Genomic DNA, 18,917 nt, shown 5'->3' with positions numbered 1-18,917 from the left:
CACAGTAGCCAGGAGACGACAACACCCCCGACCACATCGAACCGGAGAGTTCAGAAAGTCGGGGGTGTTGCGTGAGCGGACGGAAAGATCCCAAGTCCAATCCGCCGCTCATCCACGCGGCGAGAAGCGGCACCGTGCGGAGTCTCTGTGGAGTTGTGACCGGCTTGGGCCGGCATCGAGCGCAGGTGTGGACAGGACCCACGCGACGCTGACCCTCGCCGGTCGGTCGAACGGCCCTACCGGCGCACTTTGCCCCCAGCCGAGCTGGCCGGAGACGGAGTTGCGCGGGTCGCGCTACCCCGAGTAGCCCGGACGCCCGACGAACGCGCAGAAAGTCGAGCGGGGTTTGGCCTCGCCGACACCTTCAGCGTCTTCGTCGACTTGTCTAAGCTCGGCGTCACATCCACCCGGCGATCGGGCTTGCCATGTACCCCGACTATCGCCTTGACGAGGACGCCGCGACCAGCCGGAGTACGGAACTCCGCGCCAACCTTCGCACCCTTGTAATCGCCGCCTCGGCCGACCTCGAGGTTCTTGGTGAAGCTGCCCTTTACGTAGGACTGCCGCGCTTTGCGTGCGGCACCCTTGGCTGCGCTCTTCGTGGCGACCTTGGTCGTCGACCCCACGCGGGCGAACCGCCCAAACGCGTCGCGTCGGTAGTTGCGGGCCATCAGTCTCTCCCCCGTCGCGCTCGTGCGGCACTCCGCACGCTCTCAGCGGTCATGTCGACCGGAGGAGCCACGCCCTTGTACATACCGCCTTGGGACGGCGAGGCGTCCTCCAGACCTGGAGGAACCAGCCCCGCACCCCACGACAGCTCGCTTTCGCCGGACTCGAAGTCGACGTTGTTCCAACGTGCGCGCTGCTGCGGAGTCAGATTTGCACCAGGCCTATCAGGCATCAGTGGCCTCCAGCGATGTGCGGCGGGCTGACGACTTGGCTGACTTCGCGGCCTGACGCCGACCCGCGCGGTTAGTCGGCACGCCAGTTCCGTTCAAGGCGCCTGGTTTCTGGATGAACCGTCCACGCGATGTTTCGGGCTGACCCTTCGACTTCGCCGACCTCGCAAGGCCCTGGATCGTGGACCTGATCTTGCTCCGATTGCTCCTTCGCGACATGCACTATCACCGCCACTTCAGGATCGACGGCGCGGTGTAGGTGCTTCCGGGCGTGACCTGGACACAGACGGCCGCTCCGCGATGGCGGACGCCGACGCCAAAGCCTTGGGAGAAGATGCTCTCTTGCAGTGGGTACGCCGGTACAGGACCCGGGATCAGGCGAAGACCCTGGTACGCCGCACTCGGATGCTGGCGGAAGGCGACTGGATTGAGATCGCTGTTTGGGCCACCTGTCGCAACAACCGCGAAGAAGCCAGCGGGAACAAATTCGCTCTGGATCACGAACAGTTCGCCGTACGAACCCAGTACCGGAAGCCCGTTGAACTGACCAGGAGCGACTGCGCCGACGATATTGTCCGGCAACAGGTAGGCCGGGGCCGCTTCGCTCGGAATGAAGTCCCACTTCGCAATCGGACCGGCAGTCTCCATGCCTTCCATCGGACGGCTTTCCTCTCCGGCACGCCACGACCGAACGCGCTCGGCCTCCTGAGGATTAACCAGCAGCAGCAGCTTCGACCCCGGAGTGCGCCCGTAACCCTTCGCCGTCACCAACCGCGCTGCGTCCTCGACATCCGAGGCGTCGATCACCGACGCGCCCGACGCTACGTAGTGATTGGCTGTGCCGTCGAAGGTATGTCCCATGTACGACGGCGGAATCATCCCATCCCCGTTGTAGAGGCCGTAAACCGGGTTCTGAAACTCGTTTTCCTGCTGCACCGGGTCGAAGAGCCGACCCAGGATCGTCTTCTGGGTCTTGCGGTTGAACCCGTCGATGATCTGCGCAAACAAGCCCTCGACCTGGCGGGCATCCGCGTCGCGCAGATACTTCCACGTCGCGCGGGTGGCCAGGTCGTAGTCGCGGAATTTATACCCGACCTTGAGACCCTCGACGTCCACACGTGCGGACTTCGGCTCGCCGAACTCGCTGGCTTCCTCAGGCTCCAGTTCACCCTGGGCCTGCGGAACCGCATCGGCGACACGGGTCGTCGGGTAGCTGAGCAAACTAACGAGCTTCGAGCGCTCTTCGTTGTAGATCGAGAGCGCGTCGTTGACCTCTTTCCAGATGCTGTTGAGGTCCACGCCATCGCTCGTGACTTTGACAATGGCCGACTCTTCAGAGAAGCCGTATTTTCCTGTTGCCATGATTGCTCCAAGTGGGTGGCCGGTCGGGGTAGACCGGGCGGATTGCGTGCAGTTTTCTCGGTCGCGCTCCGCGCGGTCTGTCGGGCCACCTAGCCCATGAAGCTCATCTCAAGTCGGGGCGCTGTCCCAGCGCGGCTACCGGCTTAGAACGCCGACCCTACGCCACCGATTTCGCCACCCGAGCGGCCCGCTATACGCCGCCAATACGCCGCGAACGGAGCCGAACCTTCGGCGTACCGATACCGTACCGACGGCGTACCGATACCGGCCCAATACCGTCCTTGACCTGCGACTACCCTACCCACGGGCTCAACGTTCGCCGAGGTCGCTCGAACCCACGTACGAGGCCTGAATCAGCTTCCCAAGCTGAATACGCGGGTTCGATTCCCGTCATCGGCTCCACGATTTACAGCCTCTCACCTGTATTTACGCAGAATCCCCCGTCGCCGAGTCGGCCACTGTAGCCCCAGCTGTAGCCCAGCACTTTCGGCTGCGCCTATCACCGATAGTTTTGACGCCCGTTTCGAGCGGATCTTCGGTCAGTCTGCACGACGTTCGACGCTGTGGGCGGGGCGGAGCAGTCATCCGCCCGGTCCCGTGGCAGCCAACGATGCTGCGTGGCGCGTGGCGGATGGGGGTGCCGCGAACAGACTCTCGACACGAACCCTGCGGTAATTGGACGCCTCCCAGCCCAGGGTCCGAGCTGGAACGGCATCCGCAGGTCCGGGTAGACCGTGGCGGCTCGACTCCGCGAGGGCAAACGCGTCTCCCCGAACTTTTAGACAACGGTCGTCATGAAATTTCAAGCAATTCGCATAACAGGTGTTGTGCATATCGTATCGATCGCTTACCGTGACCCTCGTCACCACATCCATCAAGGATCGGAGAGATCATGATCGACGAGGCAACCAAACAGCAGTTCCGCGCAGACGGGGCGGCGCTGATCAAGAACTGGCTGAATCCGCAGCAGATGGACGAGATCCACGAGGCATTTCTCTGGAGCGTCGCCAACCCTGGTCCGCACGTGTTCAACCGGCTTGACGGTACCGAGCTGCAGACGCACATCGACAACGCGAACCCGCGCGCCAAGGACAAGTTCGACGACCTCGTCGCCCGGATGCCCTTCGCGGATCTTTACGCCGAACTCTGGGGTTCGGAACACGTTTGGTACTACGCAGAAGAGGTGTTCGTCAAGGACGGCGGGGCCAGCGGCCGCGGTCCATGGCACCAGGACACCTCGGTGATGCCGCTGGCCGGAGAACATTGGGGCAACGCCTGGATCAGCTTCCAAAGCCTTCCCAAGAAAAACTCCCTGGAGATCATTCGCGCCAGCCACCACGGAGTCAGGTACGACGGCGCCAGCTTCTCGAACGCCGACGACCCGACCGACCCGGTCTTCGGCGACGGCACGCTGCCCCGCCTGCCGCACATCGACCGCGACCTCGCCCAGGATCCCAATTCTTGGGATGTCATGTCGTGGGCGGTCGAGCCCGGCGACATCGTCGCATTGCACCCCTCGTCGCTGCACGGTGGTGCGGGGGTAGATCAGGAGACCCCGACGCGACACACCCTGGTGCTCCGATTCTTCGGTGACGACGCGACTTTCCGTGTTCTGCCCGAATCGAACCCGCGCTACGCCCGCAACGGGTTCTTGTTCACGGAGGAGATGGCCAAGCTCAATGACGGTGACCCGTTCCGCTCGCCGATCTTCCGCCAGCTCCGATGACCCACCCACGAGCACACACGACAACGAGAAGGCCATGAAGCGCAAAACCATCAACCTCGACACCACCCGGGCCACCTACGAGCGACTGCATTTTTCACAAGCGACCCAGGCCGAGAACCTCATCTGGGTGTCCGGGCAAGTGGGCATCGACCGTGCCACAGGAGAGATTCCCGAAGATCCGCAGGCTCAGGCGCGACTGGCGTTCGAAGGCGTCAAAGAGGTTCTTGAAGAAGCGGGTTCGTCTTTGGAGAACGTCGTCGAGTTGACGACGTTTCACACCGATTTGCAAGGTGACGGTCCGGGTTTTGCCGCAGTGAAAGATCAGTACATCGGCGAGCCGTACCCGTCGTGGACCGGAGTCGGCGTCACTCAGCTCGCGCGGCCGGAGTTCGTCGTCGAGATTCGCGTCGTCGCACTCGCGGGAGACTGAACCGCCGACCGCATTCCACTCGACCAGCGCAACTATGTCATCGCTATTCGTGCTGTCGCCGCTCCAGGCCTCAGCACGAATCAGCAGAAACGCAAGGAACCCATGAAGACTCTCACATCGCCGATGAAGTACTACCCGAGCACGGGCTGGGTCGACCGTCCCACTCATCTCGAGGCGCCCGTTGAGGGCGAGCACCACTGTGACATCGCCGTGGTCGGCGGCGGCGTGGGCGGCATGCTCACGGCGCTGCGCCTGGCCGAGCACGGCCGCGACGTCACCCTGCTCGAATCCGACCTCTGCGGTTGGGGTGCGAGCGCACGCAATGCGGGCTACCTATCGAGCACCGTGGGAAGCGACCCGCGCATCCTCGCGAAATACTACGCGGGTCGTTTCCATGGCCTGGTGCGCTTCGCCGACTCGGCGGTTCACTTCACCGAAGACCTGATGGACCACCATTCGATCGACTGCGACTACGAGCAAACCGGCATTCTCGCTTCTGCCGTGACACCGGCCCAGCTCGAGGCGGTGAAAGCCGGCGCCCGGATACTCATCGACGCCGGCATCGACTCGGAGATCGTCGACGGTCGTGACATGGGCATTCCGGATGCCTTCCTGGGCGGCATCTACGCACGCATCGGTGGGATCATGAATCCGGGCAAATTCGCTCTCGGTCTGCGCGATGCCGTCCTGGCCTCGGCTATCACAACATTCGAGCAGAGTCGGGTCCTCGACGTCAAAGACACGGGTGACTCGGTCACACTCGATACGTCCAGTGGTCGCGTCCACGCCAACCAGGTGGTGCTGACGAACAACGCTCATGCGAAAGAACTATCGATCACACCCCGATGGCTCTCCACCCCCGTGCAGGTGACCGCCATCGAGACCGAGCAGGTGGCACCAAGCCTTCTCGATGCGGCCGGCTGGACGAGCCGCACCCCGATGGTGACCAGGCACATGGTGATGGAAAGCTACCGAACGACACCGCGCGGCACGATTGTCGTCACCACCCGCAAACTAAAGATGTCGCGCGGAAAGATCACCGATCGCCAGCCCGACCAGGCGATCGTCGCCGATCTGATACGAGCATTTCGTACGCGCTTTCCCACATTGCACGATGTTCAACCGGCGAAGGCGTGGGCCGGATGGATCGGCATCACTCCGTCGGTCTTGCCGGTGGCCGGATATGCGTCTCCTCGCGTCATCTACAACAGCGCGTGCAACGGCCACGGTCTGGCTCAAGCACCATATCTCGGAAGTCTCGTCGCCGATTACATCTGCGGCAAAGGCATGCACGACCACCTGAAGGCCGTGTGGCGGGCAAAACCGAAGTTCGCGCCCGGACTCGTCAATTCGCAGACACTCGAGCTGGCATGGCTAGCGGACCGGCTCACCGACCGTCGCGGCTGAGCCCGCTCCTCCAGAACCGATCCCGCTTGACACCGGCCCCGCGTGCGTGGACCACCCGCCGGCCTGCCAGCCGACTAGCGCCGCGCGCCCGGGACCGGGGCAATCAAGGCGACGGCGGCATCGACAAGTTCCCGAACCCGGCCCGGGGTGAACCTCTCCGGTTCGAGGGGGAACAGCAACGCCCAGCCGTCGGCCATGGCGCTCAGCTGATCGGCGAGCAGGTCCGCGGAAATGTCGTCCCGAACGGTGCCCCTCACCTGCCCGGCCGCGATGATCGAGGTGTACACCTCACGGAACCGCCCGTAGCGCTGCTTATAGACCGCGGCGAGAGCCGGGTCGTGCCGCGCGTGGGCGAGTAGTTCGGACATTACGGGCCAGAACTCGGGGTCGCTGGTGGTCAGCCGCAGCCAGCGTTCGAACAGCGCCTCGATAGCGGCTTCCGCTTGAATGCCCTCGAGCATCGCGTCGTAGCGGTCGAACCGGCTCTCGACCAACGCGAGGACCAGTTCCTCCTTGTTGGCGAAGTAGTACGTCACTGCCCCGGTGGTGTATCCCGCCCTTTGGGCCACCTTGCGCAACGACGCGTTGGCGTAGCCCTCCTCCGCGATCGTCGATGTCGCCGCCTTCAACAACTCCACACGCTTCACCTCGGGGTCACCCGGCGGGCGACCCCGACGCACCGCCATCTCGGCACCGCCGCCGCTTGCTTGTCGGGTCTGCTTCTTCAGCACTCTCTGATTGTGTCACAGATTTTACAGAACGACCGTTGTGCAAAATACCGTTGCTCGTTACAGTGACCTGTGCCACCTCCGGCAGAAGCGACCTCTCCCGAAGAAGAAAGGGACCACAGATGGATGAGTCAGTGCGCCAGGCATTTCGGAACGACGGAGCCGTCCACATCGAGGACTGCCTCGACGAAACGCAGTTGGCGCAGTGCCATGAAGCGTTCATGTGGGCCGTCGACAATCCCGGCCCCCACGTCTTCCGTCCCCTCGACGGGACCGAACTGCGCACCCACATCGACAATGCCAACCCCCTCGCCAAGGATCGACTGGACGAGCTGGTGTCGTCGCTACCGTTCGGGAAACTGTTCGCCGACCTATGGGGCTCGGAACACGTCTGACGTCCTGCGCACTCCTCTGAAAGGTCTCTTCGATGCCCAACCTGCTCGACCCCATTGCCCGTCACGCGGCCGTATCACCCACCGGCATCGCACTGCGCACCGCGACCGCACCCTGGACATATGCGGGCCTGCGCGACGCCAGCCTGCGGTACGCGGGGGCCCTGCGCGACGCCGGTGTCGGTGCCGGTGATCGGATCCTCCTCGCTGCGCCGTCCGTTCCCGAGTTCGTCGTGGCCTACATGGGGATCCAAGCGCTCGGCGCAGTCGCGGTCACCGTCAACACTATGTGCACTACCGAGGAGATCGCGTATTACCTCACGGATTCGGGTGCGCGACTGGCCATCGGTTGGCACGGTCTCGGCCCGGCGGTCGCCGAGGCCGCCGCTGAAGTCGGAGTTCCGGTCTGGCACCTGGAATCGGGTGCCCCCACCGATGCCGCCCCCATCCATGGCGCCGTCGCCCGCACGAGCGACGACACGGCCGCGATCCTCTACACCTCCGGCACCACCGGAAGGCCGAAGGGCGCCCAGCTCACCGTGGGGAACCTATTGTCCGCGGGTGAAATCGCCGCCACTATCTGCCGGAGCACCAGGGCCGATCGCACCGGTACCGGACTGCCGCTGTTCCACGTGTTCGGTCAGGCATCGGTGATGATGGCCAGCTTCACCGGCGGCGGCTCCCTGTCCCTGCTCAGCCCGTTCACCCCGGACGGCATGCTCGACATGCTTCGGCGTGACAACCTCACCATCCTGGTCGGGGTGCCGACGATGTGGAACGCGATGTTGCACGTCGCCGGCGACGCCGAGACGGACTTCTCACACCTGCGGGTCGCGGTGTCCGGGGGCGCGTCACTGCCCGGCGAGATCGCCCGGGTCTTCGAATCCCGTTTCGATTGCAGCATCCTCGAGGGATACGGCCTGACCGAGACCACCGCGCTCGGTGCGTTCAACGATGTGGACCGCGGCAGCAAGATTGGTTCCGTTGGCGCCGCGGTGCCACGCCTCGATGTCGAGGTCCGCGATTCAATCGGACATCCCTGCCCGGACGGGGTGGTGGGCGAAGTGTTCATCAGGGGCGACACGGTGATGAAGGGATACTGGAACCGTCCTGACGCCACCGCCGCGGTCCTCGACCCTGGTGGCTGGTTCCGCACCGGCGACCTCGGTGAGTTCGACGCCGACCACGACCTGCGCATCGTGGACCGGCTCAAGGACCTGATCATCCGGGGCGGTTACAACGTCTACCCCGGTGAGGTCGAGGAGGTCCTCTACCAGCACCCCGACATCGTCGAGGCCGCGGTCATCGGAGTGCCCGACGACCACTACGGCGAGGAGGTCGCCGCAGTGGTCGTCCGTCAGCCCGACTCGGACCTCACCGAAGAACAGGTCACCTCCTGGTGCCGGAACAGTCTGTCCGCGTACAAGATTCCTCGAATCGTCCGTTTCGTGGACCAGCTTCCGAAAGGTTCGACCGGAAAGATCCTCAAGCGCGACATCGACTGCACCGGCCTGCAGAAGACGTCCACCTAGCCCCGGCGCTTGGCCCGGGCCGACCCGCCCATGGGATGAACGGTGGCGCCTACCTGGCACGTGGAAAGAGCAGACACTCCGGCCGGGTTGAGGCGACAGGACCAGCCATGTTCATGGCCTGACTCACGAAACGCCTTGCCATGCAAATTATTCCGTTCTCTTCCTTTGGCACACTTGTGATGCAAGTGGTGGAGTGTGCCACCACAGTCCCTTCATTCATACAACTGACACCCGTGAGGGGCTTCTCGTGATGGAAACGTTCGACGTTGCAGTAATCGGTGCCGGTTTTGCCGGTGTGACCGCGGCCCGCGATCTCAGCCTCGCGGGCCACTCGGTGGTACTACTCGAGGCGCGCGACAGGATCGGTGGCCGAACCTTCCTCGGTGACGCATTCGGCCGGTCGGTGGAGTTCGGTGGCACGTATGTGCACTGGACTCAGGCGCATGTCTGGCACGAGCTCGAGCGCTACGGCCTCGGCCTGGCCACACCCTTGGAGCTCGAGAAGATCTACTGGCTCGCCGGCGGAGTTGTGCACTTGGGAACCCCAGCCGAATACACCGCCATCGCCGGTCCGCTGACTGCCCGGTGCCTGGCAGATTCGCGGGAGTGGTTTCCGCAGCCGAGTGACATCGCCGCCGCTGATACCAGCGTGATCGAGAAGCAGACGCTGGCGGACCGGATCGACTCGTTGAACCTGCCCACCCACGACCGAGACGTGCTCTGCGGCGCAATGGCGTCACTGGTCCACTCCGAGAGCGAGCAGGGCATTGCGCAGTTCCTGTTGTGGGCCTCGATCAATTGCGGCCACTGGGACGCCTTCAAGGAAGGGGCCGGCCACTGGCCGATCGTCGGCGGGACCAAGCGGCTGCTCGACGCGATCAACGGTGAGTCGACGGCCGAGCTGCGCCTGTCCACTCCGGTGACGGCGATCGAAGACGACGGGCGCGGGACCGTGCTGACCACCCGTGGGGGCGAGACCCTTCGCGCCCGGTACGTCGTCGCCGCGGTTCCGCTCAACACACTCGGCGATGTGATCATCACCCCCGCACTCGCCGAGCCGGTCCGCACGATGGTCGAAGAGAAACACCCGATGAAGACCGTGAAGATCTGGGCTCGGGTCCGGGGTGAGATCGAAGCCTTCGCCGCGATGGCCCCCGCCGGAAGGCATCCGATCAACACGGCCAGGGTGGAATACCGCCACGACGGTGACACGCTGGTTGTGTGCTTCTGCTCCGACGCCTCGGCGATCGACAGCGAGAATCGCGAGGCAGTGCAACGCGCGCTCCGGCTGTTCGTTCCCGACATCGAGGTGGTCGATACCGCCTGCCACAACTGGGTGACCGACGAGTTCTCGCAGGGCGCGTGGGTTCATCACCGGCCGGGCAACCTCACGCAGTCGGTGCCGCGAATGCGGGAACCCCACGGCCGCATCCACTTCGCCGGCGGTGACATCGCCGAGATCGGTATCGGTGGTATCGACGGTGCCATCGAGACCGGCACCAGGGCGGCTCGCGAAATCGCCCGAGCGCTGGCCGACGCACGCCGCTGATCAGGACCCATCCCTGTCGACACCGGGATCGGGGCCCGGCGTTCCAGCCGGCGGTGTCGACCGATCACCGCAACACCCAGGCATCATCGGCGGAGTCGACGAGTGCCTTGACCCGGCTTGGGGTGAAACTTCCGGGTTGATGGAGGAATAACAGCGGCACACCCGTCACCCGAATTAAATTTGCCGGCGAGCAGATCTGCGGGAACCTCGCCCCGGAGGGTCCCCGCTGCATCGTCAACGCTATCCGTGACGCCCGTCCATCGGCGACCCGCGACTGCGAATTGTTCCATCCCGCTTCACTCATCGGTTGTCTGCCAACGTTTCCCGCTTCCCTCAGCCCCTGGTTTTGCCATTGCTCAATCCTCCCCGAGGGAACCCAAAAATTGACACAACAAGTGTTGTGCAAAGACTGGTTCGCGGTTACAGTGATCCACGTCACCTCGACCTGGGTGCTTCGATCGAGTCGATCGGTACGACGCATTCCCAGCTTCGAGGCGCACATGTGCTACTCCCCCTTCCTCCTCGCCCGCAAGGACGAAATGCTGTCGCATGAAAGGCAGAACAATGGATCTGTTGGATACCGCGGACACCACTGTCCGAAAGAGGAAGTCGGCGGACATCCCTGCCCGGCTCGACCGCCTCCCGGTCATGGCGCCGCACATCGTCTGGATTTCGATCCTGGCCCTCAATCTGGCGCTGGAGTACTACGACAACGCACTGTTCGCCTACACGATGCCGGCAATCGCGGACAGCACCGGCCTGAGCCTGGGACAGCTCGGAACGGTCAGCAGCGCCTTCTTCGTCGGGATGGTTGCGGGCGCATTCGCCGGCGGGTGGCTGTCCGATCGGTTCGGTCGGCGGCAGGTCCTCGTGTGGTCGACGCTCCTCTACTCACTGGGGGCGCTCGCCACCGCATTCGCACCGAACTTCGAGGCAATGATTCTCGCCCGCTTCGTCACCGGCGTCGGCGTGCAGGCAGCGACATCGGTCCTGCTGGTGTACGTCGCCGAAATGTTCCCGAGCAAGACCCGCGGCCGGTTCGTATCGATTCTCACCATGGGATTCGTGGTCGTCGCCCCGCTCGTCGCGTTGCTGGCACTGGTCACGATCCCGGGCGGCGGGCCCGACACGTGGCGGCACCTGTTCATCATCGGCAGTGTCGGATTGCTGATCGCACCACTGGTGCGACTGGTCCTGCCGGAATCGGTCCGCTGGCACATCTCCCGCGGCCAGTTCGACAAAGCTGAACAGATCGTCGAAAAGCTCGAGGCCCGTGCGCTGCGCCGCGGACCCCTCAGCGACCTGCCGGTGGTCACCGGCACCGACACCGAGCAGCAGTCGCTCCGCCAGGTCCTCGGGAACCGGAGGGTGCTGCGCGTCATCACCGTCGTATCCCTGGGCTATTTCGGTGCCACCCTGGGCTACTACCTGTTCGGCAACTGGGCTCTGTACGCAATCGTCAACGGCCTCGGCTACTCCGAAACCCACGCATACGAGGTCCAGCTGATCTGGAACGTCGTCTACTGCGTCACCCCCCTCATTGCCCTAGTGGTCATGGACAAAGTGGAACGCAAGACCCTCATCCTCATCACGTCCCTCGTCAGTGCGCTTCCCTTCGTGTTGCTGGGCGTCTCGACCAGCAGCCCGGTCGTGATGTCGGCGGGCGGCGCCGTCGCCATCACGACTGGGCTCGTGCTCACGGTGTTCTACGCCTACATCCCGGAAGCGATCCCCACCGGGGCCCGCGGCCTGGGCAGCGGGATCATCATTGGCGTCGGACGGTTCGGTGGCGCCGTCTCGGGCGTTCTGGGTGCAGCACTCTACGGCGGGTGGGGCCTCGGCGGTGTGATGATCACCGCCGCGGCCTGCTACATCGCATTCTCCCTCATCGTCGTCATGTTCGGACCTCGGACCACCAACCGTTCACTCGAAGGTGTTGCAGCGGAGGAGCTCAGCACGAACACGTAGCGCCGCAGGACCGCGGCGGAGCACAGTGGCTCCGCCGCGATGGCGTTCCGACATCGCCGCGACATCCTGTTCATGCCACCGCCGGGAGTCCAAACGCTCCGGGTACTGGCGGTCCGGGAGCTGGTCATCCCGAGCGGGTGCCCTACGGTGCACCTGGCCGTTTATGTTCGGTTTCGCCACGTCGTTACCGAGATCAATGCGCCGGATCTTCTGCCACGACCGTTCATCCGCGCCAGTGATCGGGGATTGAGCTGAGGAGCGATTTCTCCTCCTCGGTCAGCGCCCGGCTCCGAGAGAGATCCGTGTTCCACGCGACGATCACGCTCACCGCCTCCAGCACCACGGTTCCGGTGGGAGTGGTGACCTGTTCATGAAGCCGAATGCTGGACGTTCCGACGTGGTCGACCGCGAACGAGCAGAGCAACTTTCGGTCATCGAGGACGGCAGGCGAGCGGAAGTCCAACTCCAGGCGGGCGACGACGTAGGACCAGTCATCCGGCAATTCCCCCAAGCTGTCGAGCCAGCGACCACGGCCCTGGTCGACGATCGTGACGAGCGCCATGTGCGAGACATGTCGATACGCGTCGATGTCCGTCCACCGAAGCTCGACCTCCACCGCACCTTCCGGCTTGTATCTCATTTGTTGTTCTCCTCGTATGAACCGTGGCCCACCTGGGTCGATCGGCGAACCGTGACGGCCGCGATGACCGCCGCAGGCATCGACAACTCCTCCAGAGTTTGATTACTACGCGCTCGCCTGTTCGCTCGAGGTGAATCTTTTGTCGTTCTCGCCGAACTCGCAGACGAGGATCACTGTAAACACAAGCCGGGATTTAACACAACATTTGTGATTCAAATTGGTGGCGGGCGGTTGACAGAGAATCGGTTCACGGCCCGGTCTGACAATTTCCAGTGGTTAGCATCGCGCCACGCCACGCAGGTCGCCGAGAGCGCCAATCTGGGCGGCAGATTTCTGCGACTGCGCCTCGATTGGCCCGATCTGTTGCCGGTCTTTTCAGTAGCGGAAAGACCCTAGGCAATTCCTCCACGCCCACCTGCAGTCTGGAAGACCGCAGGTGGGGGCGGGTCGATCGAGTCGGGTCCAGGGTGCGGGTGAGGAACTCGAGCTGGTCCTTGTCGAGGAGGCGAGCTCGGCCTCGGTGACGAGCGGCGCTGCCTCGGAATAGGCGAGCACGTAGGAGATCTCGTTCGGCGCTCACGACGATGTCGATCAGGTTCGAGCGCTGCGCTTCCGTCCGCCGAGAAGCGACTGCCCAGCAGGATGCGTTCTTTGGCCTTCGCCGCGCCGACTGCCTGAGGCAGCAGATACGAGATGCCACCGGTCACCGACAATGACACATCGACCTCAGGAAATTCTTGTCACAGCTACCTCCTCCTTGGAAGATTTGTTCACCACTGTCGGCCAAGGCTTGCCAGGACTGCCTTGGCCGCGTGCTCGCCTGAGGTGGCGGCGTCGGCAAGCGTCGGCAAATCGCCTTGGTAGTCACCGGCGAAATAGACCGTGTCGAGCGGATTATGCAGCGTTGGAAGCGAGTTCCGGCGCCCGGGTGCCCAGAAGGGCACGACACGGCGGTGGCGGCGGATGATGCTGGTGCCCAGTTTTCCTGCGAGCTCAGGGAACACCGTGAGCAAGTCCTCGGAAAAGCGCGCGACGATCTCTTCGTCGGACAGGTCGAACAGTTTGTCGGCCTGTGCGCCGCCGGCGAAGCAGGCGACGGCGCCGCCTGGTTTGCGGTCATCACCGCGACGCTGTGCTGCGGCATGGTTGAACATCGCCTGGAACGACAGCTGCGGGGTCGACACTGCGATGAAGTCGTCCCAGCGCTGCTCTCCGGTTTCTTCGGTGAAGAATCCGACGATCACGTACCGGCCGTAGGTTATGTCGTTCAACGCGTTCCAGTGCTGCTGAGGCAGATCCGGGAGGATCCTCTTGGCGATGTCGGCGGGGGCGGTCACGACCGCGCGCTTGGCGCGCAGGCGTGCCGGACGGTCACCGTCGAGGTAGTCGACGACCACGCCGTCACCGTCGCGCCGCACCGATTGCACTGGCGAGTTCAGCCGAACCCGGCTACCGAGATCCTCGGCCAACACGTCGGTCAAGGTTTGATTGCCTCCCACCGGCAGGGAGAAGTTCGGGACCTTGGCCGGGTCGGACAGTGCCAGGCCCACCGAGGTGACGAATTGGGTGGCGGCGGTTTCCTCGACCTCGCATCCCATCCACTGGGCCGACCACGCGCGCACGATCGCGGTGGCCAGTTCCGATCGCACTCCCTCGAGCAGGTAGGACGCGAGCTTGGTGTCGAGCTTGGCGCGAACCCGTCGCGCGGTCCGGCTCTGCGACTGCAGGAACGGGGTGACAGCGAGGATGCGTGCACCGACGATGGCCATGCCGATCCGGTCCATGATTGTCATCCGCGAACCGAACATCAGCTCCACGGGGTTGGAGGTGTCGACCAATCCGCCGTTCAGATACAGCCCGACACCCTTGCCCGCGAGCGAACCCATCTCGATGTTGTGCCGCTGGAGTGCATCGAAGAGCGGGCCGGTGCCCTCGGTGAATTGCGTGCCTACGTTGATCCAGTAGTCGCCCTGGCGAACGCTGTCGACGCGTCCACCTGTGCGATCGGTGGACTCGAGCACCACAACGTCGGCGTCGGGTAGCAGCGTTGTCGCTGCCATCAACCCCGACATTCCGGCGCCGATGACGACCACCTCGGTGGTCTCCTCACCTGGTACGTAGGTTTCCTGTGCCTCCGGTTTTGTCACTGCTGTTCCTCACTTTCTTTCAGGAATCATGGAAACGGGCGAATCGCTGCGTCAGAATCCGGCCTCGTCGAGGGTCATGACGGTCAGATCAGTGGCGGAGACCACTGCCAGTTCAGCGGTGACATGAGGCAGCACGGAGTTGGCGAAGAACGAGGCCACTGCGAGCTTGCCGGTGTAGAACGCGGTCTCGCTTCCGGCATCGATTGCGGTGAGCGCAGTTTCGGCGGCGACGATGAGTCGCCATGCCACCAGCAGGTCGCCCATGAGGAGCAGGAACCGAACGGCGTTCAGGCCGATGTAGTACAGCTCCCGCGGCTCTTTCACAGCGTTCAGAAGATGGGTGGTGAGCCTGCCGATAGTCTCCTGCACATCCTCGAGTGCCTGGGAGAGCAATATCTTCTCGTTCTTCAGCCGCCCCCCGTCGGCATCGGACTGGGCGGTGACGCGGACTTGCCCGAGCAGGTGCGTCAGGGCCACGCCGTTGTCGCGGGCGATCTTGCGGAAGAAGAAGTCCTGCGCCTGGATCGCGGTGGTGCCCTCGTAGAGTGAGTCGATCTTGGCGTCGCGGATGTACTGCTCGACGGGATAGTCCTGCAGGAAGCCGGAACCACCGAAGGTTTGCAGGGATTCGGTGAGGTACTGGTAGGCGCGTTCGGAGCCGACGCCTTTGACGATGGGCAACAGCAGGTCGTTGACGCGGGCGGCGACATCGGCGTCGGCGCCGGAAATGTGCCGGGCGACGACGGGATCCTGGTGACCGGCGGTGTAGAGGTAGATCGATCGCAACCCTTCGGCGTATGCCTTTTGCATCATCAGCGAACGGCGCACATCGGCGTGGTGGATGATGCTCACCTTCGGTGCCGTCTTGTCCGAGGCTCGGGCCGCATCGCTGCCCTGGACTCTGGTCTTCGCGTAGTCGAGCGCGTTGAGATAGCCGGTGGACAGTGTCGCGATGGCCTTGGTGCCGACCATCATCCGGGCCTCTTCGATGATCTTGAACATCTGGGCGATGCCGCTGTGGACGTCACCGACCAGGTACCCGACGGCGGGGATGCCGTGCCCGCCGAAGGTCAGTTCGCAGGTGGCCGAGGCCTTCAGCCCCATTTTGTGCTCGACGTTGGTGACGAAGACGCCGTTGCGTTCGCCGGGTTCACAGGTGTCGTGGTCGAAGTGGAATTTGGGGACGATGAACAGGCTCAGCCCCTTGGTGCCGGAGACGGCACCGCGAGGGCGGGCCAGCACCAGATGCATGATGTTCTCGAAAAGGTCGTCGGAGTCGGCGGAGGTGATGAAGCGCTTGACGCCTTCGAGATGCCAGGAGCCGTCGGCCTGTTCGATCGCCGTGGTGCGGCCGGCCCCGACGTCGGAACCGGCGTCCGGCTCGGTCAGGACCATGGTCGCGCCCCAGTTGCGCTCGACCGCCTGCGCAGCCCATCGTCGCTGCTGTTCGGTGCCGATGTCGACGAGGACATTCGCCATCAACGGGCCGCTCAGATACATGTAGGCGGCCGGTTGTGCACCGAGAACCTGTTCGCTGATCGCCCAGTTCAGCATCGACGGTGCGGGCACCCCGCCGACCACCTCGCTCTTGGCGATCCGCCACCACTGCGCGTCCTGCCACGCCCGCACCGCTCGCTTGAAAGACTCCGGGATTCGTACCGAGTGCGATTCCGTGTCGAAGATCGGCGGGTTGCGATCGGTGTCGGCATAAGGCTCCGCTACCGGACCCTCGGCCAGCCGCGCGGCTTCGGCCAGTATCGTCCGCACGGTGTCGCCGTCCAGGTCGCCGAACGCCCCGGAATCGAGCACGGCGTCCAGGCCGTAGACCTCGAACAGGTTGAACTCGAGATCGCGGACGTTGCTCTTGTAATGGCCCATCGGACCCTCACCTCTCGATCGGGCCCGCCGCGGTCGGGCGGGCGGAATGGTTCCGATGTAGTCCCGTGCCCGGCGATATCGCCGAGCAGCATGGGCCGCGGGGGTTTGCTATGTGCCACGCAGTCATCGGTGACGTATCGGACGGCCGTCGGCACCGGGAGCCCGACGGCTCCTGGGTGACGCCTTGTGGAAAATCTGCACGCGAACAGTTGTGCGTGATAAATTAACTATCATGACAGTAAATCAAGTTGGGCGTCCCAGCAAGGCCAAAGAGCGGATTCCCGAAATACTCGAAGCCACGTTCGCTGTCGTCGTGCGCGAGGGCCTGGCCGGTGTCACCTTTTCGAAGGTCGCCGAAGCGGCAGGGCTGCAGCGCACGTTGGTCCTGCACTACTTCGGGTCTCGCGACGAGTTGATCGGCGCATTCATCGACCACGTCGTCGGTGCGATGGGCACCGCGATCGTGCATCGCAATGACGATCTGCCGCTGCCGCAGCGCGTGGCGGCGGCCTACGCTCCCGGCGCGTACCGCACCCGCGACGACATGGTGGTATGGGCCGAGCTGGTGGCGCTGAGCGCTCGTGACCAGGCGGTGCGCGAGCGGCTGCACAAGCTGTGGACCGGGCGATGGCTGCCCGATCTGGAGGCTGTCCTGGCCGACCGCCATCCCGCCGCGTCCGCCGACGATGTCTCGGCCACGGCCTACGCGCTGGCGTGCCTGTTCGAAGCGCACTGGGCGCTGGACATCCAGGGTGTCGTCGACGAGCGCAGACAGCAGCACATCGAACGCGCGGCCGAAATCATCCTCGGCAGTCTCGAGGTGCGCGGCGGATCCGATTCCGACCCTCAGCGGTGATCAGAAGTCACGAACGCACCGGAATCCTCGCTGTGACAGCGGGGTTCGGTATCGCTGATGTCGATGGAGAAATGTATGCGGCCTGGCGCTTGCCTTCTCGATCGTCCTGACCGAGCTGGATAAGTGGTGCGTCATGTGGCGCTACAGTGCGACAGTGGACTCACTGTGGCCGCGACCGAGCCGACGCGTCGCCGAGCTGATGCGCGACATCGCCGAGCGCCTGCTGGCCTCGACGAGCGCGGCAGTCGACGCGGTGCTGGCCGCTGCCCACGAGGGCGCCGAGTACCGCGCGCTGGTGGAGGACCCGCAGCTCGCGGCGGCCGACCGTCATATGAGCAAGGCTCACTTCAGGCACTGGCTGTCGGCCACCCTGCAGAATCCCGGGGCGCGAGTCGCGCCGTGCGTCGACCCGGAGGTCCTGCAGTTCGCGCGCGACCTGGTGCGACGCGGCCTGGACATGCACGACCTCGGTTCGTGGCGGGGTGCCCAGCACGTCGTGTGGGACCTGTGGGTCGACGCCTGCTTCGCGGCGACCGCCGATGTCGAGGAGCTCCGCGACCTGATGAAGGTGTCCGAGCGGTCGATGGTGACCTTCATCGACGATTCGATCGCGGCGCTCGACGAGTACGTCGAACAGGAACGCGCGGACCTCGCGCGGGGCGCCAACGCCGAGCGGCACTCCACCGTCCAACTCTTGCTCGAAGGTGCCCCGATCGGCCGGGCGCTGGCCGAATCGCGTCTCGGGTATGCGCTGACGGGCAGCCACGTGGCCGCGATCATCTGGAGCGGCTCCACCGACGAGGCCGCGGGTCTCGACGCGGTCGCCGAGGCGGTGATGAGGATATGCGCGGCCCCGCGCCGGTTCACCCTGAACGCGAGCGCGACCGCGCTGTGGGTGTGGGTGCCGGCGGACACGGTCCCGCCTGCCGAGACGGCGGAGGACACCCTGGCGGCCTACCCGGGGATCCATGTCGCGTTCGGACGTTGCGGCCGGGATCTCGACGGATTTCGCCGTAGCCACCTGGACGCCGCCGCCGCTCAGCGATTACTGACGCGGATAGGCTCGGCGCGCCCTGTCGTCCGGTACGAGGACGTGGCGTTGGTGTCGGTGCTCACGGCCGACATGGCGCAAGCCGATCAGTTCGTCACCGACACCCTGGGAGACCTCGCGACCGCCGACCCAGTGCTGCGGCAGACGGTGCTGACCTACGTCCGGGAACGGTTCAACGGCTCCGCCGCCGCGGAGCGAATGTTCACCCACCGCAACACGATCGAGCGACGGCTTGCCCGCGCCGACCAGCTGCTGCCCGTGCCGCTCGCCGACAACGCCGCCAGCGTGGTCGCCGCGCTCATGCTCGTGCAGTTGCGCGACTGACGGGCGGTGCCCGCTGCGGCTTTGTGAG

Annotated in this window: 15 protein-coding genes and 1 tRNA gene; 10 read left to right on the top strand and 6 right to left on the bottom strand. The window is 64.5% G+C overall.

The window, feature by feature from the left end; all coding sequences use genetic code 11:
* Positions 1-236 precede the first annotated feature (236 nt).
* Together HYG77_RS21760 and HYG77_RS21755 are read right to left on the bottom strand one after the other, a co-directional pair.
* On the bottom strand, positions 237-671 hold the full coding sequence (locus HYG77_RS21760; protein ID WP_208960582.1) for a hypothetical protein: 435 nt from the start codon (positions 669-671) through the stop codon (positions 237-239).
* Positions 672-1,124: 453 nt separating this feature from the next.
* On the bottom strand, positions 1,125-2,261 hold the full coding sequence (locus tag HYG77_RS21755) for a hypothetical protein (RefSeq protein WP_208960581.1): 1,137 nt from the start codon (positions 2,259-2,261) through the stop codon (positions 1,125-1,127).
* A gap of 318 nt (positions 2,262-2,579) precedes the next feature.
* On the opposite strand from HYG77_RS21755, the gene HYG77_RS21750 reads away from it, so the two are divergent.
* From HYG77_RS21750 to HYG77_RS21735, 4 genes are all read left to right on the top strand, one after another.
* A tRNA-Ser gene (locus tag HYG77_RS21750) sits at positions 2,580-2,663 on the top strand.
* 490 nt (positions 2,664-3,153) lie between these two features.
* On the top strand, positions 3,154-3,987 hold the full coding sequence (locus HYG77_RS21745; protein WP_208960580.1) for a phytanoyl-CoA dioxygenase family protein: 834 nt from the start codon (positions 3,154-3,156) through the stop codon (positions 3,985-3,987).
* Positions 3,988-4,021: 34 nt separating this feature from the next.
* Entirely contained in the window at positions 4,022-4,417 is a 396-nt protein-coding gene (locus HYG77_RS21740) for a RidA family protein (protein WP_109333066.1), read from the top strand.
* Positions 4,418-4,519: 102 nt separating this feature from the next.
* Complete coding sequence (locus HYG77_RS21735) at positions 4,520-5,824, top strand: FAD-binding oxidoreductase (protein ID WP_244373027.1); 1,305 nt, start codon at positions 4,520-4,522, stop codon at positions 5,822-5,824.
* Positions 5,825-5,898: 74 nt separating this feature from the next.
* Here HYG77_RS21735 and HYG77_RS21730 read toward each other — a convergent pair whose 3' ends face one another.
* Positions 5,899-6,555, bottom strand: a complete 657-nt coding sequence (locus HYG77_RS21730) for a TetR/AcrR family transcriptional regulator (protein ID WP_208960579.1) — start codon at positions 6,553-6,555, stop codon at positions 5,899-5,901.
* Between the two features lie 119 nt (positions 6,556-6,674).
* Between HYG77_RS21730 and HYG77_RS21725 the strand changes: the two genes are divergently transcribed.
* From HYG77_RS21725 to HYG77_RS21710, 4 genes are all read left to right on the top strand, one after another.
* Positions 6,675-6,947: a hypothetical protein gene (locus tag HYG77_RS21725; RefSeq protein ID WP_208960578.1), complete on the top strand. Its 273-nt coding sequence runs from the start codon at positions 6,675-6,677 to the stop codon at positions 6,945-6,947.
* A 32-nt stretch (positions 6,948-6,979) separates the two neighbouring features.
* Entirely contained in the window at positions 6,980-8,476 is a 1,497-nt protein-coding gene (locus HYG77_RS21720) for an AMP-binding protein (RefSeq protein ID WP_208960577.1), read from the top strand.
* A 250-nt stretch (positions 8,477-8,726) separates the two neighbouring features.
* The gene (locus tag HYG77_RS21715; protein ID WP_244461374.1) at positions 8,727-10,025 is read left to right on the top strand and encodes an NAD(P)/FAD-dependent oxidoreductase; all 1,299 of its coding nucleotides are present in this window, start codon (positions 8,727-8,729) and stop codon (positions 10,023-10,025) included.
* 564 nt (positions 10,026-10,589) lie between these two features.
* Positions 10,590-11,993 carry an MFS transporter gene (locus HYG77_RS21710; RefSeq protein ID WP_208960575.1) on the top strand — a complete coding sequence of 468 codons (1,404 nt, stop codon included), beginning with the start codon at positions 10,590-10,592 and terminating at the stop codon, positions 11,991-11,993.
* Between the two features lie 223 nt (positions 11,994-12,216).
* Here the strand turns inward: HYG77_RS21710 and HYG77_RS21705 are convergent, their stop codons facing one another.
* From HYG77_RS21705 to HYG77_RS21695, 3 genes are all read right to left on the bottom strand, one after another.
* Positions 12,217-12,633, bottom strand: coding sequence for an acyl-CoA thioesterase (locus tag HYG77_RS21705; protein WP_208960574.1), 417 nt, complete (start codon positions 12,631-12,633; stop codon positions 12,217-12,219).
* 770 nt (positions 12,634-13,403) lie between these two features.
* Positions 13,404-14,780, bottom strand: a complete 1,377-nt coding sequence (locus tag HYG77_RS21700) for an NAD(P)/FAD-dependent oxidoreductase (protein WP_280123274.1) — start codon at positions 14,778-14,780, stop codon at positions 13,404-13,406.
* 51 nt (positions 14,781-14,831) lie between these two features.
* Positions 14,832-16,658: an acyl-CoA dehydrogenase gene (locus HYG77_RS21695; protein WP_208960573.1), complete on the bottom strand. Its 1,827-nt coding sequence runs from the start codon at positions 16,656-16,658 to the stop codon at positions 14,832-14,834.
* 232 nt (positions 16,659-16,890) lie between these two features.
* On the opposite strand from HYG77_RS21695, the gene HYG77_RS21690 reads away from it, so the two are divergent.
* Both HYG77_RS21690 and HYG77_RS21685 read left to right on the top strand, forming a co-directional pair.
* Positions 16,891-17,514 (top strand): TetR/AcrR family transcriptional regulator, encoded by a 624-nt coding sequence (locus HYG77_RS21690; RefSeq protein ID WP_244373025.1) that lies wholly within the window; start codon positions 16,891-16,893, stop codon positions 17,512-17,514.
* A 154-nt stretch (positions 17,515-17,668) separates the two neighbouring features.
* Positions 17,669-18,889 (top strand): helix-turn-helix domain-containing protein, encoded by a 1,221-nt coding sequence (locus HYG77_RS21685; protein ID WP_244373023.1) that lies wholly within the window; start codon positions 17,669-17,671, stop codon positions 18,887-18,889.
* The last annotated feature ends 28 nt before the right edge of the window (positions 18,890-18,917 follow it).

The sequence above is a fragment of the Rhodococcus sp. ZPP genome, from assembly GCF_017656075.1.
GTDB lineage: Bacteria > Actinomycetota > Actinomycetes > Mycobacteriales > Mycobacteriaceae > Rhodococcus_F > Rhodococcus_F oxybenzonivorans.
The sequence above is the reverse complement of the archived record's forward strand: the minus strand, read 5'-3'. Positions and strand labels throughout refer to the sequence as shown.